Source organism: Stenotrophomonas pavanii (assembly GCF_900101175.1).
Taxonomy (GTDB): Bacteria; Pseudomonadota; Gammaproteobacteria; order Xanthomonadales; family Xanthomonadaceae; genus Stenotrophomonas; species Stenotrophomonas pavanii.
Genome location: NZ_FNFQ01000009.1, coordinates 196,210 through 212,395, shown reverse-complemented (window position 1 = coordinate 212,395; position 16,186 = coordinate 196,210). Strand labels below are relative to the sequence as shown.

15 protein-coding genes are annotated in these 16,186 nt (G+C 67.6%); 7 read left to right on the top strand and 8 right to left on the bottom strand.

Annotated elements, in window-relative coordinates:
* Nucleotides 1-586: 586 nt before the first annotated feature.
* Nucleotides 587-1,459 carry a DMT family transporter gene (locus BLS66_RS15830; RefSeq protein WP_053506845.1) on the bottom strand — a complete coding sequence of 291 codons (873 nt, stop codon included), beginning with the start codon at nt 1,457-1,459 and terminating at the stop codon, nt 587-589.
* Nucleotides 1,460-1,574: 115 nt separating this feature from the next.
* Here BLS66_RS15830 and BLS66_RS15825 point away from each other — a divergent pair, with 115 nt between their 5' ends.
* Both BLS66_RS15825 and BLS66_RS15820 read left to right on the top strand, forming a co-directional pair.
* Nucleotides 1,575-2,519 carry a LysR substrate-binding domain-containing protein gene (locus BLS66_RS15825; RefSeq protein ID WP_049470180.1) on the top strand — a complete coding sequence of 315 codons (945 nt, stop codon included), beginning with the start codon at nt 1,575-1,577 and terminating at the stop codon, nt 2,517-2,519.
* Between the two features lie 68 nt (nt 2,520-2,587).
* Nucleotides 2,588-2,881, top strand: coding sequence for a hypothetical protein (locus BLS66_RS15820; protein ID WP_005415831.1), 294 nt, complete (start codon nt 2,588-2,590; stop codon nt 2,879-2,881).
* 31 nt (nt 2,882-2,912) lie between these two features.
* Here BLS66_RS15820 and BLS66_RS15815 read toward each other — a convergent pair whose 3' ends face one another.
* Nucleotides 2,913-3,692 carry a DUF4349 domain-containing protein gene (locus BLS66_RS15815; RefSeq protein WP_049441426.1) on the bottom strand — a complete coding sequence of 260 codons (780 nt, stop codon included), beginning with the start codon at nt 3,690-3,692 and terminating at the stop codon, nt 2,913-2,915.
* 32 nt (nt 3,693-3,724) lie between these two features.
* A complete protein-coding gene (locus tag BLS66_RS15810; RefSeq protein ID WP_049470176.1) occupies nt 3,725-4,081 on the bottom strand; it encodes a GFA family protein in 357 nt (118 codons plus the stop codon).
* Between the two features lie 112 nt (nt 4,082-4,193).
* Here BLS66_RS15810 and BLS66_RS15805 point away from each other — a divergent pair, with 112 nt between their 5' ends.
* Nucleotides 4,194-6,002: a DUF885 domain-containing protein gene (locus BLS66_RS15805; RefSeq protein WP_064237978.1), complete on the top strand. Its 1,809-nt coding sequence runs from the start codon at nt 4,194-4,196 to the stop codon at nt 6,000-6,002.
* A gap of 145 nt (nt 6,003-6,147) precedes the next feature.
* On the top strand, nt 6,148-7,146 hold the full coding sequence (locus tag BLS66_RS15800) for a polysaccharide lyase (RefSeq protein ID WP_074726286.1): 999 nt from the start codon (nt 6,148-6,150) through the stop codon (nt 7,144-7,146).
* Nucleotides 7,147-7,155: 9 nt separating this feature from the next.
* Here the strand turns inward: BLS66_RS15800 and agp are convergent, their stop codons facing one another.
* The 3 genes from agp to BLS66_RS15785 form a co-directional block, all read right to left on the bottom strand.
* Nucleotides 7,156-8,385: a bifunctional glucose-1-phosphatase/inositol phosphatase gene (gene agp / locus BLS66_RS15795; RefSeq protein WP_074726285.1), complete on the bottom strand. Its 1,230-nt coding sequence runs from the start codon at nt 8,383-8,385 to the stop codon at nt 7,156-7,158.
* 67 nt (nt 8,386-8,452) lie between these two features.
* A complete protein-coding gene (smrA, locus tag BLS66_RS15790) occupies nt 8,453-10,285 on the bottom strand; it encodes a multidrug efflux ABC transporter SmrA (RefSeq protein WP_074726284.1) in 1,833 nt (610 codons plus the stop codon).
* A 157-nt stretch (nt 10,286-10,442) separates the two neighbouring features.
* The gene (locus BLS66_RS15785) at nt 10,443-12,005 is read right to left on the bottom strand and encodes a serine hydrolase (protein ID WP_074726283.1); all 1,563 of its coding nucleotides are present in this window, start codon (nt 12,003-12,005) and stop codon (nt 10,443-10,445) included.
* Between the two features lie 110 nt (nt 12,006-12,115).
* Here BLS66_RS15785 and BLS66_RS15780 point away from each other — a divergent pair, with 110 nt between their 5' ends.
* Nucleotides 12,116-12,559 (top strand): VOC family protein, encoded by a 444-nt coding sequence (locus tag BLS66_RS15780; protein WP_074726282.1) that lies wholly within the window; start codon nt 12,116-12,118, stop codon nt 12,557-12,559.
* Entirely contained in the window at nt 12,556-13,431 is an 876-nt protein-coding gene (locus tag BLS66_RS15775; RefSeq protein WP_064237973.1) for a DUF72 domain-containing protein, read from the top strand. Before BLS66_RS15780 ends, BLS66_RS15775 begins: the two co-directional genes overlap by 4 nt.
* Here the strand turns inward: BLS66_RS15775 and BLS66_RS15770 are convergent.
* Nucleotides 13,352-13,966: a Pr6Pr family membrane protein gene (locus BLS66_RS15770; protein WP_074726281.1), complete on the bottom strand. Its 615-nt coding sequence runs from the start codon at nt 13,964-13,966 to the stop codon at nt 13,352-13,354. The genes BLS66_RS15775 and BLS66_RS15770 overlap by 80 nt on opposite strands.
* Nucleotides 13,967-14,044: 78 nt before the next feature.
* Between BLS66_RS15770 and BLS66_RS15765 the strand changes: the two genes are divergently transcribed.
* The gene (locus BLS66_RS15765) at nt 14,045-14,992 is read left to right on the top strand and encodes a DMT family transporter (RefSeq protein WP_049470145.1); all 948 of its coding nucleotides are present in this window, start codon (nt 14,045-14,047) and stop codon (nt 14,990-14,992) included.
* A 39-nt stretch (nt 14,993-15,031) separates the two neighbouring features.
* Here the strand turns inward: BLS66_RS15765 and BLS66_RS15760 are convergent, their stop codons facing one another.
* The gene (locus BLS66_RS15760; protein ID WP_074726280.1) at nt 15,032-16,102 is read right to left on the bottom strand and encodes a GGDEF domain-containing protein; all 1,071 of its coding nucleotides are present in this window, start codon (nt 16,100-16,102) and stop codon (nt 15,032-15,034) included.
* Nucleotides 16,103-16,186: the final 84 nt, after the last annotated feature.

Sequence of the window (16,186 nt, the reverse complement as noted above, 5' to 3'; positions counted from 1 at the left end):
AAACTGCTCTCCATGGACGGCCACATCCAGCGTGGCTTTGCTCACATCAATCCCGATCCCAAACATGGCAGAACTCCGCTAGGCTGACAGGGTCGAGAGCTCTCCCCGCTTGCCCAGTCTTATCAGTTCGAGCGCCAACTCAACCAACTGTTCGGGCGGTTCAGGGAGAATCCGGCGTGGGGACCCAAGCTACTTCTCGGTCGCAAGACCTGGATCCACACGGTCGCCCACGCCGGGCTCTCGGCAACCAAGGTGCCAGATCGGCAAGAGATAAGATCCACGCCATGCGTGGATGCTCCTGCTGTTGATCTTGACCTTCCAGTCCGCCTTGAGCGAGCCGAGCATCGCAGGGGAACCAGGGGCGAAGAGGTGCGGATGTCCTGTAGAGCCGACTGCTAGTCGGCTGCCTTGTGCACACCGTCCCCGGATTCACCGAGAAGCGCAGGGGACCGACGTGCGAAGCACGGCGGCTCGCGACCTGGCGGCGCGTTTCTTTTGGTTACTCTTCTTTTCGCGCGAAAAGAAAAGTGACGCCCATGAACAGTGAAGCACCTTCAGCACGCGCAACGCGCAAAACGCCAACGCCTCAGCCCTTCTGACTCACCGCCACGCTACCCAGAATCAACGCGCCCGCAATCAGCATCTGCAGCGTCACCGGCTCGCCCAGGAACAACCACGCAAACGCCGCGCCGAACAGCGGAATCAGGTAGGTCACCGTCGACGCACGCGACGGGCCGATGCGGCCGATCAGGCGGTAGAACATCAGGAACGCCAGGCCGGTACAGGCGACGCCCAGCGCGATCGCTGCGCCCCAGGCCTTCAGTGGAATCGCCGCCTGCGGCCAGTGGGTCACCGCCATCGGCAGCATCCACAGCGAGGCACACGACAGCGTTGCCGCAGCGGCCGCGGCCGAGGGCAGGCCGGTCATGTGCCGCTTCACCAGGTTCACGCCGAGGCCGTACAGCAGCGAGGCCGCCGCACCGGCCAGCACTGCAGTGCCGATGCTCAGGCCCGAGACCTTGGCCGTGGCCAGTACCACCACGCCGGCGAAGCCGACCAGCAGCGCGCCCGCACGGCGCATGCCGATCTTTTCACCGAAGAACAGGAACGCGATCAGCGCGGCGAACAGCACGGTCATCGCATTGCAGATCGCACCGATCGCGGCCGGTGCCTGCTCGGCCGCGTAGGCGAACAGCACGAACGGCAGCGCCGAGTTGATCAGGCCGATCGGTGCCAGCCACAGCCAGCGCCGTGGCGGGAACTGTGCGCGGGCGCGCCACAGGAACGGCAGCAGCACCAGCGCACCCAGCACCAGCCGAAGCTCGACCAGCGCGAACGGGCCGAACGAGGGCACCGCCACCCGCATGAACAGGAACGAGCAACCCCAGATGGCGCCCAGCAGGGTCAATTCCAGCGGCGTGCGCCAGTCGCGCTCGGCCGCCTGTGGGACCGCATTCATGCCCTGCCTCCGTCCATCGTCTGTTCTTGGTCAAGGCGTACAGGATCAGGCGCAGACGCCCGCCGCACAAGCGCGTAGTATCGCTGCCAGCCACAAGTATGGTTTGAGGCTGGACATGCAGCTACGCCCTTCCCTGCTCCCCGCACTGGCCGTGTTCGCGGTCGCCGCGCGCCACCAGAACTTCGCCCAGGCCGCGCAGGAGCTGCACCTGACCGCCAGCGCGGTCAGCCATCACGTGCGCCGCCTGGAGGAGGTGCTGGAGACCCGGTTGTTCCTGCGCCACGCCCGCGGCGTGCGCCTGACCGCCGAGGGCCGGCAGCTGGCCGATGCCGCCAGCGCGGCCTTCACCGACGTTGCGGCGGTGGCCCACCACCTGCATCCGGATGCCGACAGCGTGCCGCTGCGGATCACCACGCTGCGCTCGCTCTCCTACTGCTGGTTGCTGCCCCGGCTGCCGCGCTTCACCCAGGCCTATCCGCATATCCGCATCGAGCTGCACACCGGCAGCGGCCTGGATCGCTACGACGACAACGGACCGGAAGTCGGCATCCGCTACGGGCTGGGCCAATGGCCGGGCCTGCGTGCGCAGCACCTGATGGATGACTACCTGTTCCCGGTGGCCTCACCGGCGCTGGCCGGGGTCGAAACGCTGCTCGATCCGGCGCGCATCGCCGACCTGCCGCTGCTCACCGACCTGTCACCGCAGGGCTGGCGCGACTGGTTCCGCCACGCCGGCGTGCGCCCCCCGTCGCCGCTGCCACCGATGCACACCTTCGCCGACAGCACCGATGCGATGCGTGCGGCGGTGTATGGCATGGGCGCGGTGCTGGCGCGCACCCATATCGCCCAGCCCTACCTGCAGCGTTACGAGGTGGTGCGCCTGCCCGGCCCCGCACTGAAGGCGCGCTACGCGTATCACGTGGTGCACGCCGAGGGACAGCCTCCCAGCCCCGCCGCACGCCTGTTCATCGACTGGTTGCTGGAACAGGCGCAGGACGAGCGCACGCCGGTTCCGGCGTTGCCGGAAAGCCTGCTCGGCCGCCCGGCCACGCTTGCCTGACTTCGCCCTCACCCGTTCTTTGCCCGATGCTGGCTAGGCTGCATGCACCTCCACAACGTACCTACGCCATGGCCATGCTGCGACTGCGCATCACCGGAACCGAAGACGACGCCCGTGCCATCAGCGACCTGCTGCTCGGCCTGGACGGCATCGAACATGTCGAGGAAACCGACGACCTGATGCCACACATGGACGACGACGATTCCAGTTCGGCCGGGCTGTCCGACGACATCGGCCCCGGCATCCATGAGCTGGAAGTGGAAGTCGGCAATGAAAGCACCGCGCAGAAGGTACGCGACGCCGTGCAGGAGCTGGCGCTGGAGCTGGATGTGTTCGTCGAGTACGAGACCGACGAGGGCTGATGCCGGCCGGCGGCCGGCATCAGCCTTGACCTCAGACGTTGGGCGGCAGCGTGCGGCGGCGGCGACGCCACCACGCGCGGGCCCCCCAGGCCACGACCAGGGCCAGCACGCCCACCGGCAGCAGGGCCGCCACCGCGCGGATCAGGAACGCGATGCTGCTGCCGAGGATGCCGCCCGATTCGCTCAGCGCCTCGCCGATCTCGCTGCGGCTGCGCTGGCCAGAGGTGGTCTCGAAGTGCAGCGTCACCAGCTGGGTATCGATGCGACGACGCTGCTGCGCGGCGTCCTTGTTGGCCTGCTCGACGCCGGCCTCGATTTCCGACAGGCGCGTGGTGATCGCCATCAGGTCTTCGATCTTCAGGTCCTTGCGGTCCTGGTAGGACAGCAGACGGGCGTGTTCCTTCTCCAGCCGCGCCTTGGTCAGCGCCGTGTCCGCCACGGCCTGTGCCAGATCCTCGGCGCGGGTGGTGCGCGACTGCAGCGTGCCGCCCTCACCGGCCATCGCAATCAGCGGCTCGGCGCCCTTCGGCGCAATGCGCACCTTGACCTCCCCGCTGGGTTGTTCGCCACTGCGCTGGTCGACCTGCAATACCGCGCAGTCGCCGAACTTCGCGCTCTGGCAGGCCTGGGCGATCTGCTGGATGCGCGGTGCGATCTTCGCCGCCTCCAGCTGCACCTGCACGTCATGTTCATAGGCGAGGAACGCACCTTCCGGCGACGCGACCGCCGCCTCGGCGGCCGGGGCGCCCGCATCGGCGGCCATGTCGCCCTGCTTGGCGCAGCCCGCCAATGCCAGCAGCACTACCGGCATCGTCAGGCTGCGCGTCCAGGCGCGCGCGCCCGTCACAGTGCGGCTCCGTTGTAAGAGGTGACCGAAAGACCGGCCAGATCCACCTGCGGTACACAGCGCACGTTCACCGCCACCATCGGCGTGCCGGTACGCGGGTCGACCGCCTCGCTGTAGGGTGCGATGCCGCACGTGCGGCAGTGGTGATGGTCGATGTGGGCCTTGTTGAAATGGTAGGTGGCTACGTCCGCCGGATCGGTGACCAGCTCGAACGCCTCACGCGGGGCAAACCACAGCAGGCCGCCGCGGCGGCGGCACAGCGAGCAGTTGCAGTCGAGGACGTCGCTGATCGGCGCCTCGGCCTGTACGGTGAATGCGATCCTGCCGCAATGGCAGCTTCCCTGGTATTGCATGTCCTGCGCTCCGCTGGAGGGTCCTTGTCTGTGTCCATGGTAATCCTATGGCACGGGGACAAAGCAGCCCGAGGGCCCTATGCTCGGGGTTTGCCCCTGTACAGGAACGCCGATGCGCCCGCATCTTCTTGCCCTCGCCCTGGTCGCTGCGCTGGCCGGTTGCCAGCCAGCCGACGCCCCGACCACCGCTGCCGCCCCGGCCGCCGGCCAGCAGGCCGCTGACGCGGCGGTCGACGCCGCCTTCGCCGATCTGTCCAAGCGCGCGCTGGACACCTGGATGCAGCTGTCGCCGGTCAGCGCCACCCAGATCGGTGACCACCGCTACGACAGCGAACTGGACGACCTGAGCGCCGCCGGCCAGCAGAAGACCGTGGACGCCTACAAGGCGTTGCTGGGCGAGCTGGACAAGATCGATGTGGCCAAGCTGGGCCGCGAGAACCAGGTGGACGCGGCGATCCTGCGCAACCAGCTGCAGTCGGAAATCTGGAACGCCGAAGTGCTGCAGTCCGGCAAGTGGGACCCGCAGCTGTACAACGGCATCGCCGGCAGTGCGATCTATGGCCTGATGGCGCGTGAGTTCGCGCCGCTACCGGAACGCCTGAAGTCGGCCACCGCGCGCATGGAAAAGCTGCCGGCGATCTTCGCCCAGGCGCGCGAGAACCTGGATCCGGCCCGCGTGCCGAAGATCCACGCCGAGACCGTGGCCAAGCAGAACAAGGGCATCCTCAGCATCGTCGATACCTTCATCACCCCGCACATCGGCGAACTGCCGCAGGCCGACCAGCAGCGTCTGCAGGCGGCCATCGAGGGCCTGAAGAAGGCGGTGGACGAGCAGCAGACCTGGCTGGACAAGACGCTGGTACCCAATGCGAAGGGCGACTTCCGCATCGGTGCGGAAAAGTACGACCAGAAGCTGAAGTTCGCGCTGAACTCCTCGCTGTCGCGCCAGCAGATCGGTGAGCGTGCGCGCGCCGAACTGACGCGCGTTCGCCAGGACATGTACGGCATCGCGCAGACCGTGCTGAAGGACAAGCCGGGGGCGCCGGAGATGCCGGCCCAGCCGACCGACGAGCAGCAGCAGAAGGCGATCGAGGCCGCGCTGGAACTGGCCTACGCCGACAAGCCGGCACGCGACAAGGTGGTCGACGACGCCAAGGCTGCGCTGGCGCAGTCCACTGCATTCGTGCGCGAACACGACCTGATGACCCTGCCCGACGCGCCGGTGGACATCATCCTGATGCCGGAATTCCAGCGCGGCGTGGCCGTGGCCTACTGCGATTCGCCGGGCCCGCTGGACAAGAACCTGAAGACCTTCTACGCCGTGTCGCCGATTCCGGACGACTGGAACGAGAAGCAGGTCGACTCGTTCCTGCGTGAGTACAACTCGCGCATGATCCACCTGCTGAGCATCCACGAAGGCACTCCGGGCCACTACCTGGAAGGCTGGCACTCGGCCAAGTTCCCCTCCACCCTGCGTGCGGTGCTGCGTTCGGGCCTGTTCGCCGAGGGCTGGGCGGTCTACACCGAGCGCATGATGCAGGAGCAGGGCTACCTCAACAACGACCCGCTGTTCCACCTGGTGCAGCTGAAGTTCTACCTGCGCACGATCTCCAACGCGATCCTCGACCAGGGCGTGCACGTGGACAACTGGGATCGCGAGAAGGCGATGCACCTGATGACCCACGACGCGTTCCAGCAGGAAAGCGAAGCGGCCGGCAAGTGGGTGCGTGCGCAGCTGACCTCGGCGCAGCTGCCGACCTACTTCGTCGGCGCGCAGGAACACTTCGACACCCGCAAGGCGGTGCAGGAGAAGCTGGGCGACAAGTTCAACCTCAAGGCCTACCACGACCAGATGCTGTCCTACGGCGCACCGCCGGTGCGTTTCGCACGCCAGCTGATGCTGGACCAGCCGATCGAGTGATCGGGACGGTGTGAGATGAAGCGGAGCGGCCCGGGGAAACCCGGGCCGATCTGTTTGTGGGGGATCGCCAGGCCATCTCCGCATCACGTGCCGGCAACATGGCCAGGCGCATCGTTCGCCGGATTCCTCCTTCCGCCGGTTTCCAATGTCTCTCCCCTTGCTTCGCCTCGCCCTGCTGCCCACGCTGCTGGCCAGTGCGGGTGCCTTCGCCGCCTGCCCCGCGCCGCCGCCCGGCCAGCCGGACATCCGCGCGCTTGGCTACTACACCGACAAGGTCGGCTCGGTGATCGACCCGGCACTGCAGCAGCAGAACAAGGACGCCACTGCACCGCTGGACCGCTATGCCGCCGACGTGGCGCGCATGAGCGATGACTACCTGCGCGACGGTGACCCGGCAGCCGCACAGTGCACGCTGAACTGGCTGGGGGCGTGGGCCGACGATGGTGCCATGCTCGGGCAGATGATCCGGGTCAACAACGATCAGTCGTTCTACATGCGGCAATGGATGCTCGATGCAGTGGCGATGGCCTACCTGAAAGTGCACGACCAGGCCGATGGCCGCCAGCGTGCGCGCATCGATCCCTGGCTGCAGAAGCTGGCACGGGCCAACCTGGGGTACTGGGACAACCCGAAACGGCGCCGCAACAACCACTACTACTGGGGCGGCCTGGGCGTGCTGGCCACCGGACTGGCCACCGACGACGACGCGCTGTGGCAGGCCGGCCACGCCGCGTTCCAGAAGGGCATCGATGACATCCAGGACGATGGCAGCCTGCCGCTGGAGATGGCCCGCGGGCAACGGGCCCTGCACTACCACGACTACGCATTGGCGCCACTGGTGATGATGGCCGAGCTGGCGCGTCTGCGCGGCCAGGACTGGTATGCGAGCAGGGATCACGCGATCGACCGCCTGGCGCGACGGGTCATCGAAGGCAGCAGGGACCCTGCATGGTTCAACCAGCACACCGGCGTTGCCCAGTTGCCCCTGCAGGCCAGCGGCTGGGTCGAGTTCTACCGCCTGCGCTCACCGGATGGCGGCGTGTTCGACGCCGCGCATGCGCGCGGACCGTTCCACTCGCCACGGCTGGGCGGCGACCTCACGCTGATGGCCGCGCAGGGCATCGTGCGCACACCGCTGCGATAGCCCTCTGTTTCAGTTCCAGCGACGGCCCCGCTGCAGCAGGTGCTTGAACTGCGCAGGGCTGCAGCCCTGCCGATTGCAGCCTGGCAAGGACAGCACGACGCGCCCCGGCGGCTGCGCCTCGGTCAGCGGCACGGCATCGCGTAGCTGCGCGGAGGTCGGATAGACGTAGGCCAAGCGGAACCGCTCGCCACCGCTCCGGCGGTCACGCCAACGCTCGAACTGCAGCAGGCCACCAATGGGCGTCTTCTCGTACTGCCCTGGCAGCCGGTAGTCACCGATTCCCATTGCGGCCAGCACCGAACCGATGTTCGAATCGTGGCCGACCAGCAGGCTCACCCTGGGCGACGCCGGATCGTCGAACAAGGCATCGAGCTCCGCCAGCAGCGGCGCGGCCACGTCCCGTGCCACGTCAGGGGTGCCAAACAGGATGTCCTGGTAGCCGTTACGGATACGCGCCAACGCCTGCCATTGGCGTTCCGCGTTCAAGCGGCCCCAACCTTCGCGCGGAACGCCACTTCCCTGGTAATGCTCCATCAGCAGGGCATCGACCAGACCGCTGGCCAGTGCCAGTGAACCCGAAGCGCGTGGCTCCTTGCCCGGCTCCGCACTGAAGGTCGTGTCGGCCAGCGTCAGATGGCAGTCGCTGCGCCCCGCACAGGCCGCCGACTGCGGGTAGAGGGTGATCGCCTCCACCACGGACAGTGCCGGTGCCAGATCTGCTGCGGCCAGCGCCTGCTGCATTGCCGCCAGCGCGCGCTTGCGGAAGGCCGCGTCGTCACGGTGGATCACCGGATTGAACAACGGATCCATCGTGCCCAGCGCCCTGCGCTGCTCGACCTCCACATGACAACCCGGGAATGCGCCGGCAACGAAGAACTGCGCGGTGGCCTGGGTGCGCTGCAGGCTGTTGGCATGGGCGTGGAAGTCAGCCCGCTGCGGGCAACCCGACCCCGGCAGCAGCTGCGCCTGGCGCAGCCACTGGCCGATGTAGCGGCCCATGTAGACCTCCAGCACGCCGCCCTTGGTGGTCAGCTCGCCGGGGCTTACGTCCCAGGGTGTCCAGTGCTCTGGCGTGGCATGGGCCAGGGCGCCCGACGCGACCACCGGCGCGCGCAGGTTGTGGCGGCTGAGCAGGACGACCTGCTCGAGCTGTTCGCCTTGCACGGGTGCCGTCGCCGCGGCGGCGGCCGTTGTGGCCAAACCAAGTGCCAGCAGCAGTGGGCGCAGGCATCGGATCATGCAGGTCTCCTGAGACACGCCGGGGTCAGAGCCCTTTCCTCCTGAAAAGGATCCGACTCCGAAACCGTTACTGATCGGCCGCCACGAAACCACCGGTCTGCCGCGCCCACAACCGTGCGTACAGGCCACCGGCGGCAATCAGCTCGGCATGGCTGCCGGTCTCGACGATGCGGCCCTGGTCCATCACCACCAGCCGGTCCATGCGCGCGATGGTCGACAGCCGGTGCGCGATCGCGATCACCGTCTTGCCGCCCATCAGCTCATCCAGGCTGTCCTGGATCGCCGCTTCCACTTCCGAGTCCAGCGCCGAGGTGGCTTCGTCCAGCACCAGGATCGGGGCGTCCTTCAGCAGCACGCGGGCAATGGCGATGCGCTGGCGCTGGCCGCCGGAGAGCTTCACGCCACGCTCGCCGACATGCGCGTCGTAGCCGCGACGCCCCTGCCCGTCCACCAGCGTGTCGATGAAGGCTTCGGCACGCGCCTTGGCCACGGCAGCGCGCAACTGCTCTTCGGTTGCGTCTGGACGGCCATACAACAGGTTGTCGCGGATCGAGCGATGCAGCAGCGAGGTGTCCTGGGTGACCACGCCGATCTGCTGGCGCAGGCTTTCCTGGGTGACGTGGGCAATGTCCTGACCGTCGATCAGGATGCGGCCGCTCTCCAGGTCGTACAGGCGCAGCAGCACGTTGACCAGGGTCGACTTGCCGGCGCCCGAGGGACCGACCAGGCCGATCTTCTCACCCGGCTTCACCACCAGGTCGAGGCCGGCGATCACGCCGCCCTTCTTGCCATAGTGGAAGTGGATGTCCTGGAAGTGCACGCCACCGCGGGTCACCTGCAACGGTATCGCATCCTCGCGGTCCTGCACGGTCAGCGGCTGGGCGATGGTGGTGATGCCATCCTGTACCGTGCCGATGTCCTCGAAGATGCCGTTGATGGTCCACATGATCCAGCCGGACATGTTGTGGATGCGGATCACCAGGCCGGTCGCGAGCGTGATCGCGCCGACGGTGATGTGGCCGCCATTCCACAGCCACAGGGCCAGGCCACAGGTACCGGCAATCAGGAAACCGTTGACGATGGCGATGGTCAGGTCCATGCCGGTGGTCACCCGGGTCTGCGCGCGGTGCTTGACTGCCAGCTCCTGGATCGACTCGGCCACGTAGGCCTGCTCGCGTCCGCCGTGGGCGAACAGCTTCAGCGTGGGGATGTTGGTGTAGCCATCGACGATGCGGCCCATCGCCTTGGAACGCGCTTCGGACGCAATCCAGGCCCGTTCCTTCGCGCGCGGGACGAAGTAGACCAGGATCACCGCGTAGGCCAGCAGCCACAGGATCAGTGGCACCATCAGCCGCCAGTCGGCCTGCGCGAACAGGTACAGCGCGGTGCCGGTATAGACCACGATGTACCAGAGCGAGTCGACCATCTGCACCGCCGACTCGCGCAGCGAGGTACCGGTCTGCATCACCCGGTTGGCAACGCTGCCGGCAAAGTCGTTCTGGAAGAAGCTCAGGCTCTGCCGCACCACGTAGTTGTGCATCAGCCAGCGCGAGCGGTTGCTCAGGCCGGGCACGATGGCCTGATTGACCAGCAGGTTGTGCAGGCCGACCAGGATCGGCCGCGCGATGACCGTGATGAACAGCATCCAGCCCAGTTCATTGGCATGGCGCCTGAAGAAATCGGCACCGGGCTGCTCGGCGACCATGTCGACGATGCGGCCCAGGTAATCGAACATCGCCACTTCCACCAGCGCCAGCAGCAGGCCGGCGATCAGCGTCGCCAGCAGCACCGGCCACACCGGGCGCAGGTAGTGCAGGTAGAACGGCAGCACCTTGCGCGGTGGCATGCGCCCATCCACGGGCGGGAACACTGGAATCAGGGATTCAAACCAACGGAACATCGCATTCCCTCGCCTCTTGCAAGCGGCGGAGTATCCCACGACGGATGTGTACGCCAGCCGACGGTCACCCGCGGCTCCGGTAGTGCCGGCCGCTGGCCGGCAGCCTCGCGACGCATCCGGGGATCATCGGGTTGCCGGCCAGCGGCCGGCACCAGCCTCACTCCCTGACCGGGGTGAACAGCAGGTCCTGGAAATCGAAGCTGAAGTCGGTCAGGTCGGAAATCGACTGCATCCGTACCTCGCGCACCTTGCCATCCGGATCCAGGCTGAAGTTCACGAACGCGTCGGCGTTGAGCGAACGGTCGTCCCAGCGCACGATGAAGGTGTCGTGCTGCCAGTGCTCCAGGCGGCCGCTCAGCTGCGCGGTCTTCATGAAGCGCAGGCGCAGGCCCTTGCCTGCGGCACTGACCTGCATGTCGCCATACCAGCGGTCGCGGAACGTGCCGGTGTAGCCGGCTAGCGCCAGCGACGGCCTGCTGCCCTTGTCGCGCGCGCTCTGATGCTTGGCCCAGGCCTCGTCGGCCTTGTCCTGGCCCTTGGCCACGGCCTTGGCATAGGCGTCCACCCAGTCGTGCTTGTCGCCGCCCATATAGGCATCAAGCACGCTCAGGGTGATCGCGTTGAACGCCGCGCCCACTTCCTGGTTGGTCAGCACCACCACGCCCAGCTTTTCGCCCGGCACCAGGGTCAGCCGCGAGACCATGCCCGGCCAGCCGCCGGTGTGCCATACCAGCTTGCGTCCACGGTAATCGCTCAGGCTCCAGCCCTCGCCATAGCCGGCAAAATTGGCCCGTGCCGGTGCCAGCTCCGGCACGCTCGGCGCCGGGATCGACTGCGGGGTGATCATCCGCCACATCTGCTGCTGGCTTTTTTCACTGAACAGCACCGTGCCATCGGCAAGCTTGCCCTCGGCCAGCTGCACCTGCATCCAGCGCGCCATATCGTGCGCGCTGGAATAGATGCCACCGGCACCGGCATTGTTCGACCAGGTCAGCGGCGCGACGGTGCGCAGGTCCTTGAAATCGTACTTGGCATGGCCGACCGCGGCCTTGTCGCCCGGCTTCAGGTGGTCGGCGTTGTAGCGCGTGCCGGCCATGCCCGCCTTGTCGAAGATGCGGGTCTGCAGGAACTGCTGGTAGCTCATGCCGGAGACATGTTCGATCACCTGCTGGGCCACCGCGTACAGGATGTTGTCGTAGGCATAGTTTTCGCGGAAGCCGCCCTTCAGCGGCACCCTGCCCAGCCGCTCCACCACTTCGGCGTTGCTGTAGGAGGTGGTCGGCCAGAACAGCAGGTCGCCGGCGCCCAGGCTCAGTCCACTGCGGTGCGAGAGCAGGTCGCGGATCGTCATCTGCCCGGTCACGAAGGGATCGGACATGCGGAACGATGGCAGGTGCTCGATCACCTTGTCGTCCATCTTCAGCTTGCCGTCCTCGGCCAGCAGGTTCAGCGAAGTGGCGGTGAACGCCTTGGTATTGGAGGCAATGGCGAACAGCGTGTCGGCCTGCACCGGCTCCGGCTTGCCCTGCTCGCGCACGCCCCAGCCGCGCTCCAGCACCACCTCGCCGTCCTTGACCACGGCCACCGCGATGCCGGGCACGTCGAACTGCGCGCGCACGCGCTCGACGGTCGCATCCAGATCCTGCAGCGGCGGCGGGGTCGCCGCGCTCGCCATGGTCGTGCACGCCAGCAGCACGGCTCCTCCAATCCAGGTGTTCATGCAGCACGATCTCCGAACAGGGGTGGCGGCCGTGTGCAGGCCGTCACCGGGGTTTCGCGGGATGGTAACGGTCGCCGATGCACCCTGCCCTGTGCCATAGGAGGGGTGTCATGGGACAGAACGGGCAGTCCAGCAAGGGCTCCACCATCATTCCATGCCTGCGCTACCGCGATGCGCTGGCCGCCATCGACTGGCTGCAGCGCGCCTTCGGTTTCCATGCCCAGGCCGTATACGCCGACGGCGATACCGTGTTCCACGCCCAGATGACCTTCGGCACCGGCATGATCATGCTGGGCTCGGCCGGTAACCAGAGCGCATGGAGCGAACACGCGGTACTGCCCGGCGAAGTCGGCGGGCGCCAGACCCAGAGCGCCTGCGTGATCGTCAGCGATGCCGACGCGCACTATGCCCGGGCCAAGGCTGCCGGCGCGCGCATCGTCATCGACATCGCCGACCAGGACTACGGCGGTCGTGGCTACGCCTGCGCCGATCCGGAAGGCTACCTGTGGTGGTTTGGCAGCTACGACCCGTGGCGCGAGGACCACGGCCAGTGATCGCGTCGTCGCACCCGGCGGAGATCCGCTGTGGCATCGGTGGCTGGGTGTTTCCCGCGTGGCGCGGCGGCGTGTTCTATCCGGCAGGGCTGCCACAGCGCGAGGAACTGGCCCACGCCAGTCGCGCCCTGCGCTGCATCGAGATCAATGGCACCTTCTACCGCACGCCCACCCCTGGCCAGTGCGCGCAGTGGGCAGCGCAGACGCCACAGGGCTTCCGTTTCTCGATGAAGGCGCCACGCTACCTGGTCCAGCGTCGCGACCTGTCCAGCACCGTGGACGCGGCCGCGCCCTTCCTGGAGGCGGCGCTGGCGCTGGGTGACCGGCTCGGCCCGTTGCTGTGGCAGTTCGATCCACGCCATCCGGCCGATGCCGAGGCGCTGGATCGGCTGATGGCTGAGCTTCCCAAGCAGCTGCAGGGTGTGCCGCTGCAGCACGCGCTGGAGGTGCGCAACGCCGCGGCACATGGTCCGGCACTGGTCGCCGCCGCGCGCCGCCACGGCGTGGCGCTGGTGATCGAAGACAGCGACGAGGCGCCGTTACACGGCGATGTCAGTGCCGGCTTCGTCTACGCACGGATCAAGCGCAGCCAGGCCCGCTTGAAGGAGGGGCTGCCCGCCCCGGTGCAGCGGCGCTGGGCCGAGCGTGCGCAGCGCTGGTCCCGCGGCGAGCCGGTAGACGACCTGCCCTGCCTGGCCAAGCCAGCCGCGCTCGCACCACGCGAGGTCTACCTGCTGTGCATCGGTGCGGGCAAGGCACGCAATCCGGCCGCGGCGATGGCCCTTCAGCGCCTCATTGACGACGCCAGCGATCCAGCCCCCACAGCAGCGTCCACCCCGTCACGAACACGCCCGCCACGCGCAGCACGTTGAGCAGGAACGCGGCCAGCCCCAGCCGTTGCAGTTCCAGGAACGGATACGGCGCCTGCCCTGTCACAACGGCCACCCACATCGCCCACCCCAGGTAGATCAGCGGCACCCACAGCACCGTGCCCAGCGCGCGCCAGCGCAGCGCCCCATGCGGCAGCAGCCAGCACCACCCCAGCAGGTACAGCGCCGGTACCGCGTAGTGCAGGCCGGCATCGACCCACCACTGCAATCCGCTGGGCTGCCACAGGCCCTGCAGCGCCAGCACGTAGACGCAGGCCGTCACCCCGATGCACAACGCGAGCACTGCGGCGACCGTCGTGCCCAGCACGCCCGCACGCACCAGCCTGACGCATCCCACGCACACCGCCAGGTTGCTGAGGATGGTGAAGTAGCCGAAGAAGCGCAGCGTCACCGTGCCGATCCCGGCCCCTGCGCCTGCCCCGCGCACCAGCAGCAGGTACTGCAGCAGCAACGACGCGGCGGCGATCAGTGCGGTCAGCGCGGCCCAGGTGCGCAGGACGGAGCGGTCGGCAGCCATGGCGGGATCCCGGGGCAGGTTTCCGCGAGCATGCCACAGGCATCGCCGGCTGCCGCGCGATTGCCTCACAATAGGCGGATGAGCACACCCGACACCCGCAAAGCGCTGTGGCAGATCCACTTCTGTGTCCTGCTGTGGGGCGTCACCGCCATCCTCGGCAAGCTGATCACCCTGCCCGCACTGCCGCTGGTGTGGTGGCGCATGCTGCTGGTGACGGCGATGCTGGCGTTGCTGCCGCGGGTCTGGCGAGGATTGCGCACGCTGCCACTGCGGCTGGTGGCCGGCTACGCCGGCATCGGTGCGCTGGTGGCCCTGCACTGGCTGACGTTCTACGGCGCGGTGAAGCTGGCCAATGCCTCGGTGGCGGCCACCTGCATCGCGCTGGCGCCGGTGTTCACCTCCATCATCGAACCCTGGGTCGCCAAGCGGCCGTTCCAGCTGCGTGAACTGGCGTTCGGCCTGGCGGTGCTGCCGGGCGTTGCGCTGGTGGTCGGCGGCGTGCCCGATGGCATGCGCCTGGGCGTGTTGATCGGTGCGCTGTCGGCGCTGCTGGTGGCCGTGTTCGGTTCGCTCAACAAGCGCATGGTCAGCCACGCCGATCCACTTACGGTCACCGCGCTGGAACTGGGTGCCGGCACCCTGACCCTGACCCTGCTGGCGCCGCTGATGCCGTTCCTGCTGCCCGCGCTGGCCAGCCCGCTATGGGTGGTCCCGAATCTGCACGACGGCATCCTGCTGCTGGTGCTGGCCGGGTTCTGCACGCTGCTGCCGTTTGCCCTGGCCCTGGTCGCGCTGCGCCACCTGAGCGCCTACACGGTGCAGCTGGTGACCAACCTGGAGCCGGTCTATGCGGTGGTGCTGGCGGTGGTGCTGCTGCGCGAACAGCACGAGGTGACCCCGTGGTTCTACCTGGGCGTGGCGATCATCGTCGGCGCGGTATTCCTGCATCCACTGCTGAACCGCCGCAAGCCGGTGCAGCATCCGGAAATCCTTGGCACGGCCGAGGCGCGCAACATCGCCGATTGAGCGCAGCCACGCAGGTGGTGGTAGTGGGCCGGTGCTGATTCAGTCCGCCCGTTCCACCCGGTTGCGGCCATTGCCCTTGGCCCGGTACAGCGCCTTGTCGGCGCGTGCCAGCATTTCATCCACGGTCTCCCCTGGCTGGTGCTGGGCAGCGCCGATGCTGATCGTGACCGGGAAGCCAAGCGGCAGGTCGGCCACCGCCAGGCGCAGGAATTCGCATTGCAGTTCGGCGGTGCGCAGGTCGGTCGCCGGCATCACCACCACGAACTCCTCGCCGCCGTAGCGCGCGGCCATGCCACGGCCGGCGAAGTGCGAGCGCAGCAGCACGCCCAGCTCGGCCAGCACGCGGTCGCCGGTGGCGTGGCCCTGGAAGTCATTGATGTGCTTGAAGTGGTCGACGTCCAGCAGCGCCACGCACGCCACACCGGGCAGGTCTCCGCTTGGCGCAACGGCCTCTTCCAGCGCCGCCGCCATCGCGCGGCGGTTCGGCAGGCCGGTCAACGCATCGGTGCGGCTCTGCGCGGCCAGGTCGGCATTCTGCGCCAACAGCACGTCCTGGTACTCCGACAGCAGGCGTTCGTAGTCATCGCGTTCCAGCATGTGCTTCTGGATGTCGAGCGCGAAGCGGCGCAGCTCCATCACCAGCATCACCTGCCGCGACAGCGCAGCCAGCGCCTCGGCCTTGTCGCTGGCCAGGTGCTGCGGCTGCGCATCGAACACGCACAGCGTGCCCAGCGGCAAGCCATCGGAACTGATCAGCGGCGCACCGGCATAGAAACGGATGTGCGGATCACCCACCACCACCGGGTTGTCGTGGAAGCGGATGTCCTGCAGTGCATCCTCGACCACCATGATCTGCTGCGGCTGCAGGATGGCGTGGCCGCACATCGATTCGCTGCGCAGGTTTTCTGCCGCATCGATGCCCTGGATCGACTTGAACCATTGCCGCTCGACATCGATCAGGGTCACCGCCGCCATCGAGGTGCCACAGACCGCCTTGGCGATCACCACCAGGTCGTCGAAGGATTTTTCACGTTCCGAATCAAGGATGCGGTAGCGGTACAGCGCCTCGAGCCTCAGAGCTTCGTTGGCAGGCTTGTCGGGCTTGATCATGCAGCGTCACGTTCCGGCAGGTCACCGCAAAGTCTAGCGGATGCCAGTCCCCAATCTGCACCCTGGGTGGTGCCGGCCGTTGGC

What these genes read in the sequence shown, in the direction of transcription:
- BLS66_RS15825 (WP_049470180.1), top strand. Translation starts at nt 1,575, where the DNA reads ATGCAGCTACGCCCTTCCCTGCTCCCCGCACTGGCCGTGTTCGCGGTC.
- BLS66_RS15760 (WP_074726280.1), bottom strand. Translation starts at nt 16,102, where the DNA reads ATGATCAAGCCCGACAAGCCTGCCAACGAAGCTCTGAGGCTCGAGGCG.
- BLS66_RS15830 (WP_053506845.1), bottom strand. Translation starts at nt 1,459, where the DNA reads ATGAATGCGGTCCCACAGGCGGCCGAGCGCGACTGGCGCACGCCGCTG.
- BLS66_RS15810 (WP_049470176.1), bottom strand. Translation starts at nt 4,081, where the DNA reads ATGCAATACCAGGGAAGCTGCCATTGCGGCAGGATCGCATTCACCGTA.
- agp (WP_074726285.1), bottom strand. Translation starts at nt 8,385, where the DNA reads ATGATCCGATGCCTGCGCCCACTGCTGCTGGCACTTGGTTTGGCCACA.
- BLS66_RS15780 (WP_074726282.1), top strand. Translation starts at nt 12,116, where the DNA reads ATGGGACAGAACGGGCAGTCCAGCAAGGGCTCCACCATCATTCCATGC.
- BLS66_RS15820 (WP_005415831.1), top strand. Translation starts at nt 2,588, where the DNA reads ATGGCCATGCTGCGACTGCGCATCACCGGAACCGAAGACGACGCCCGT.
- BLS66_RS15765 (WP_049470145.1), top strand. Translation starts at nt 14,045, where the DNA reads ATGAGCACACCCGACACCCGCAAAGCGCTGTGGCAGATCCACTTCTGT.
- BLS66_RS15770 (WP_074726281.1), bottom strand. Translation starts at nt 13,966, where the DNA reads ATGGCTGCCGACCGCTCCGTCCTGCGCACCTGGGCCGCGCTGACCGCA.
- smrA (WP_074726284.1), bottom strand. Translation starts at nt 10,285, where the DNA reads ATGTTCCGTTGGTTTGAATCCCTGATTCCAGTGTTCCCGCCCGTGGAT.
- BLS66_RS15815 (WP_049441426.1), bottom strand. Translation starts at nt 3,692, where the DNA reads ATGCCGGTAGTGCTGCTGGCATTGGCGGGCTGCGCCAAGCAGGGCGAC.
- BLS66_RS15800 (WP_074726286.1), top strand. Translation starts at nt 6,148, where the DNA reads ATGTCTCTCCCCTTGCTTCGCCTCGCCCTGCTGCCCACGCTGCTGGCC.
- BLS66_RS15805 (WP_064237978.1), top strand. Translation starts at nt 4,194, where the DNA reads ATGCGCCCGCATCTTCTTGCCCTCGCCCTGGTCGCTGCGCTGGCCGGT.
- BLS66_RS15785 (WP_074726283.1), bottom strand. Translation starts at nt 12,005, where the DNA reads ATGAACACCTGGATTGGAGGAGCCGTGCTGCTGGCGTGCACGACCATG.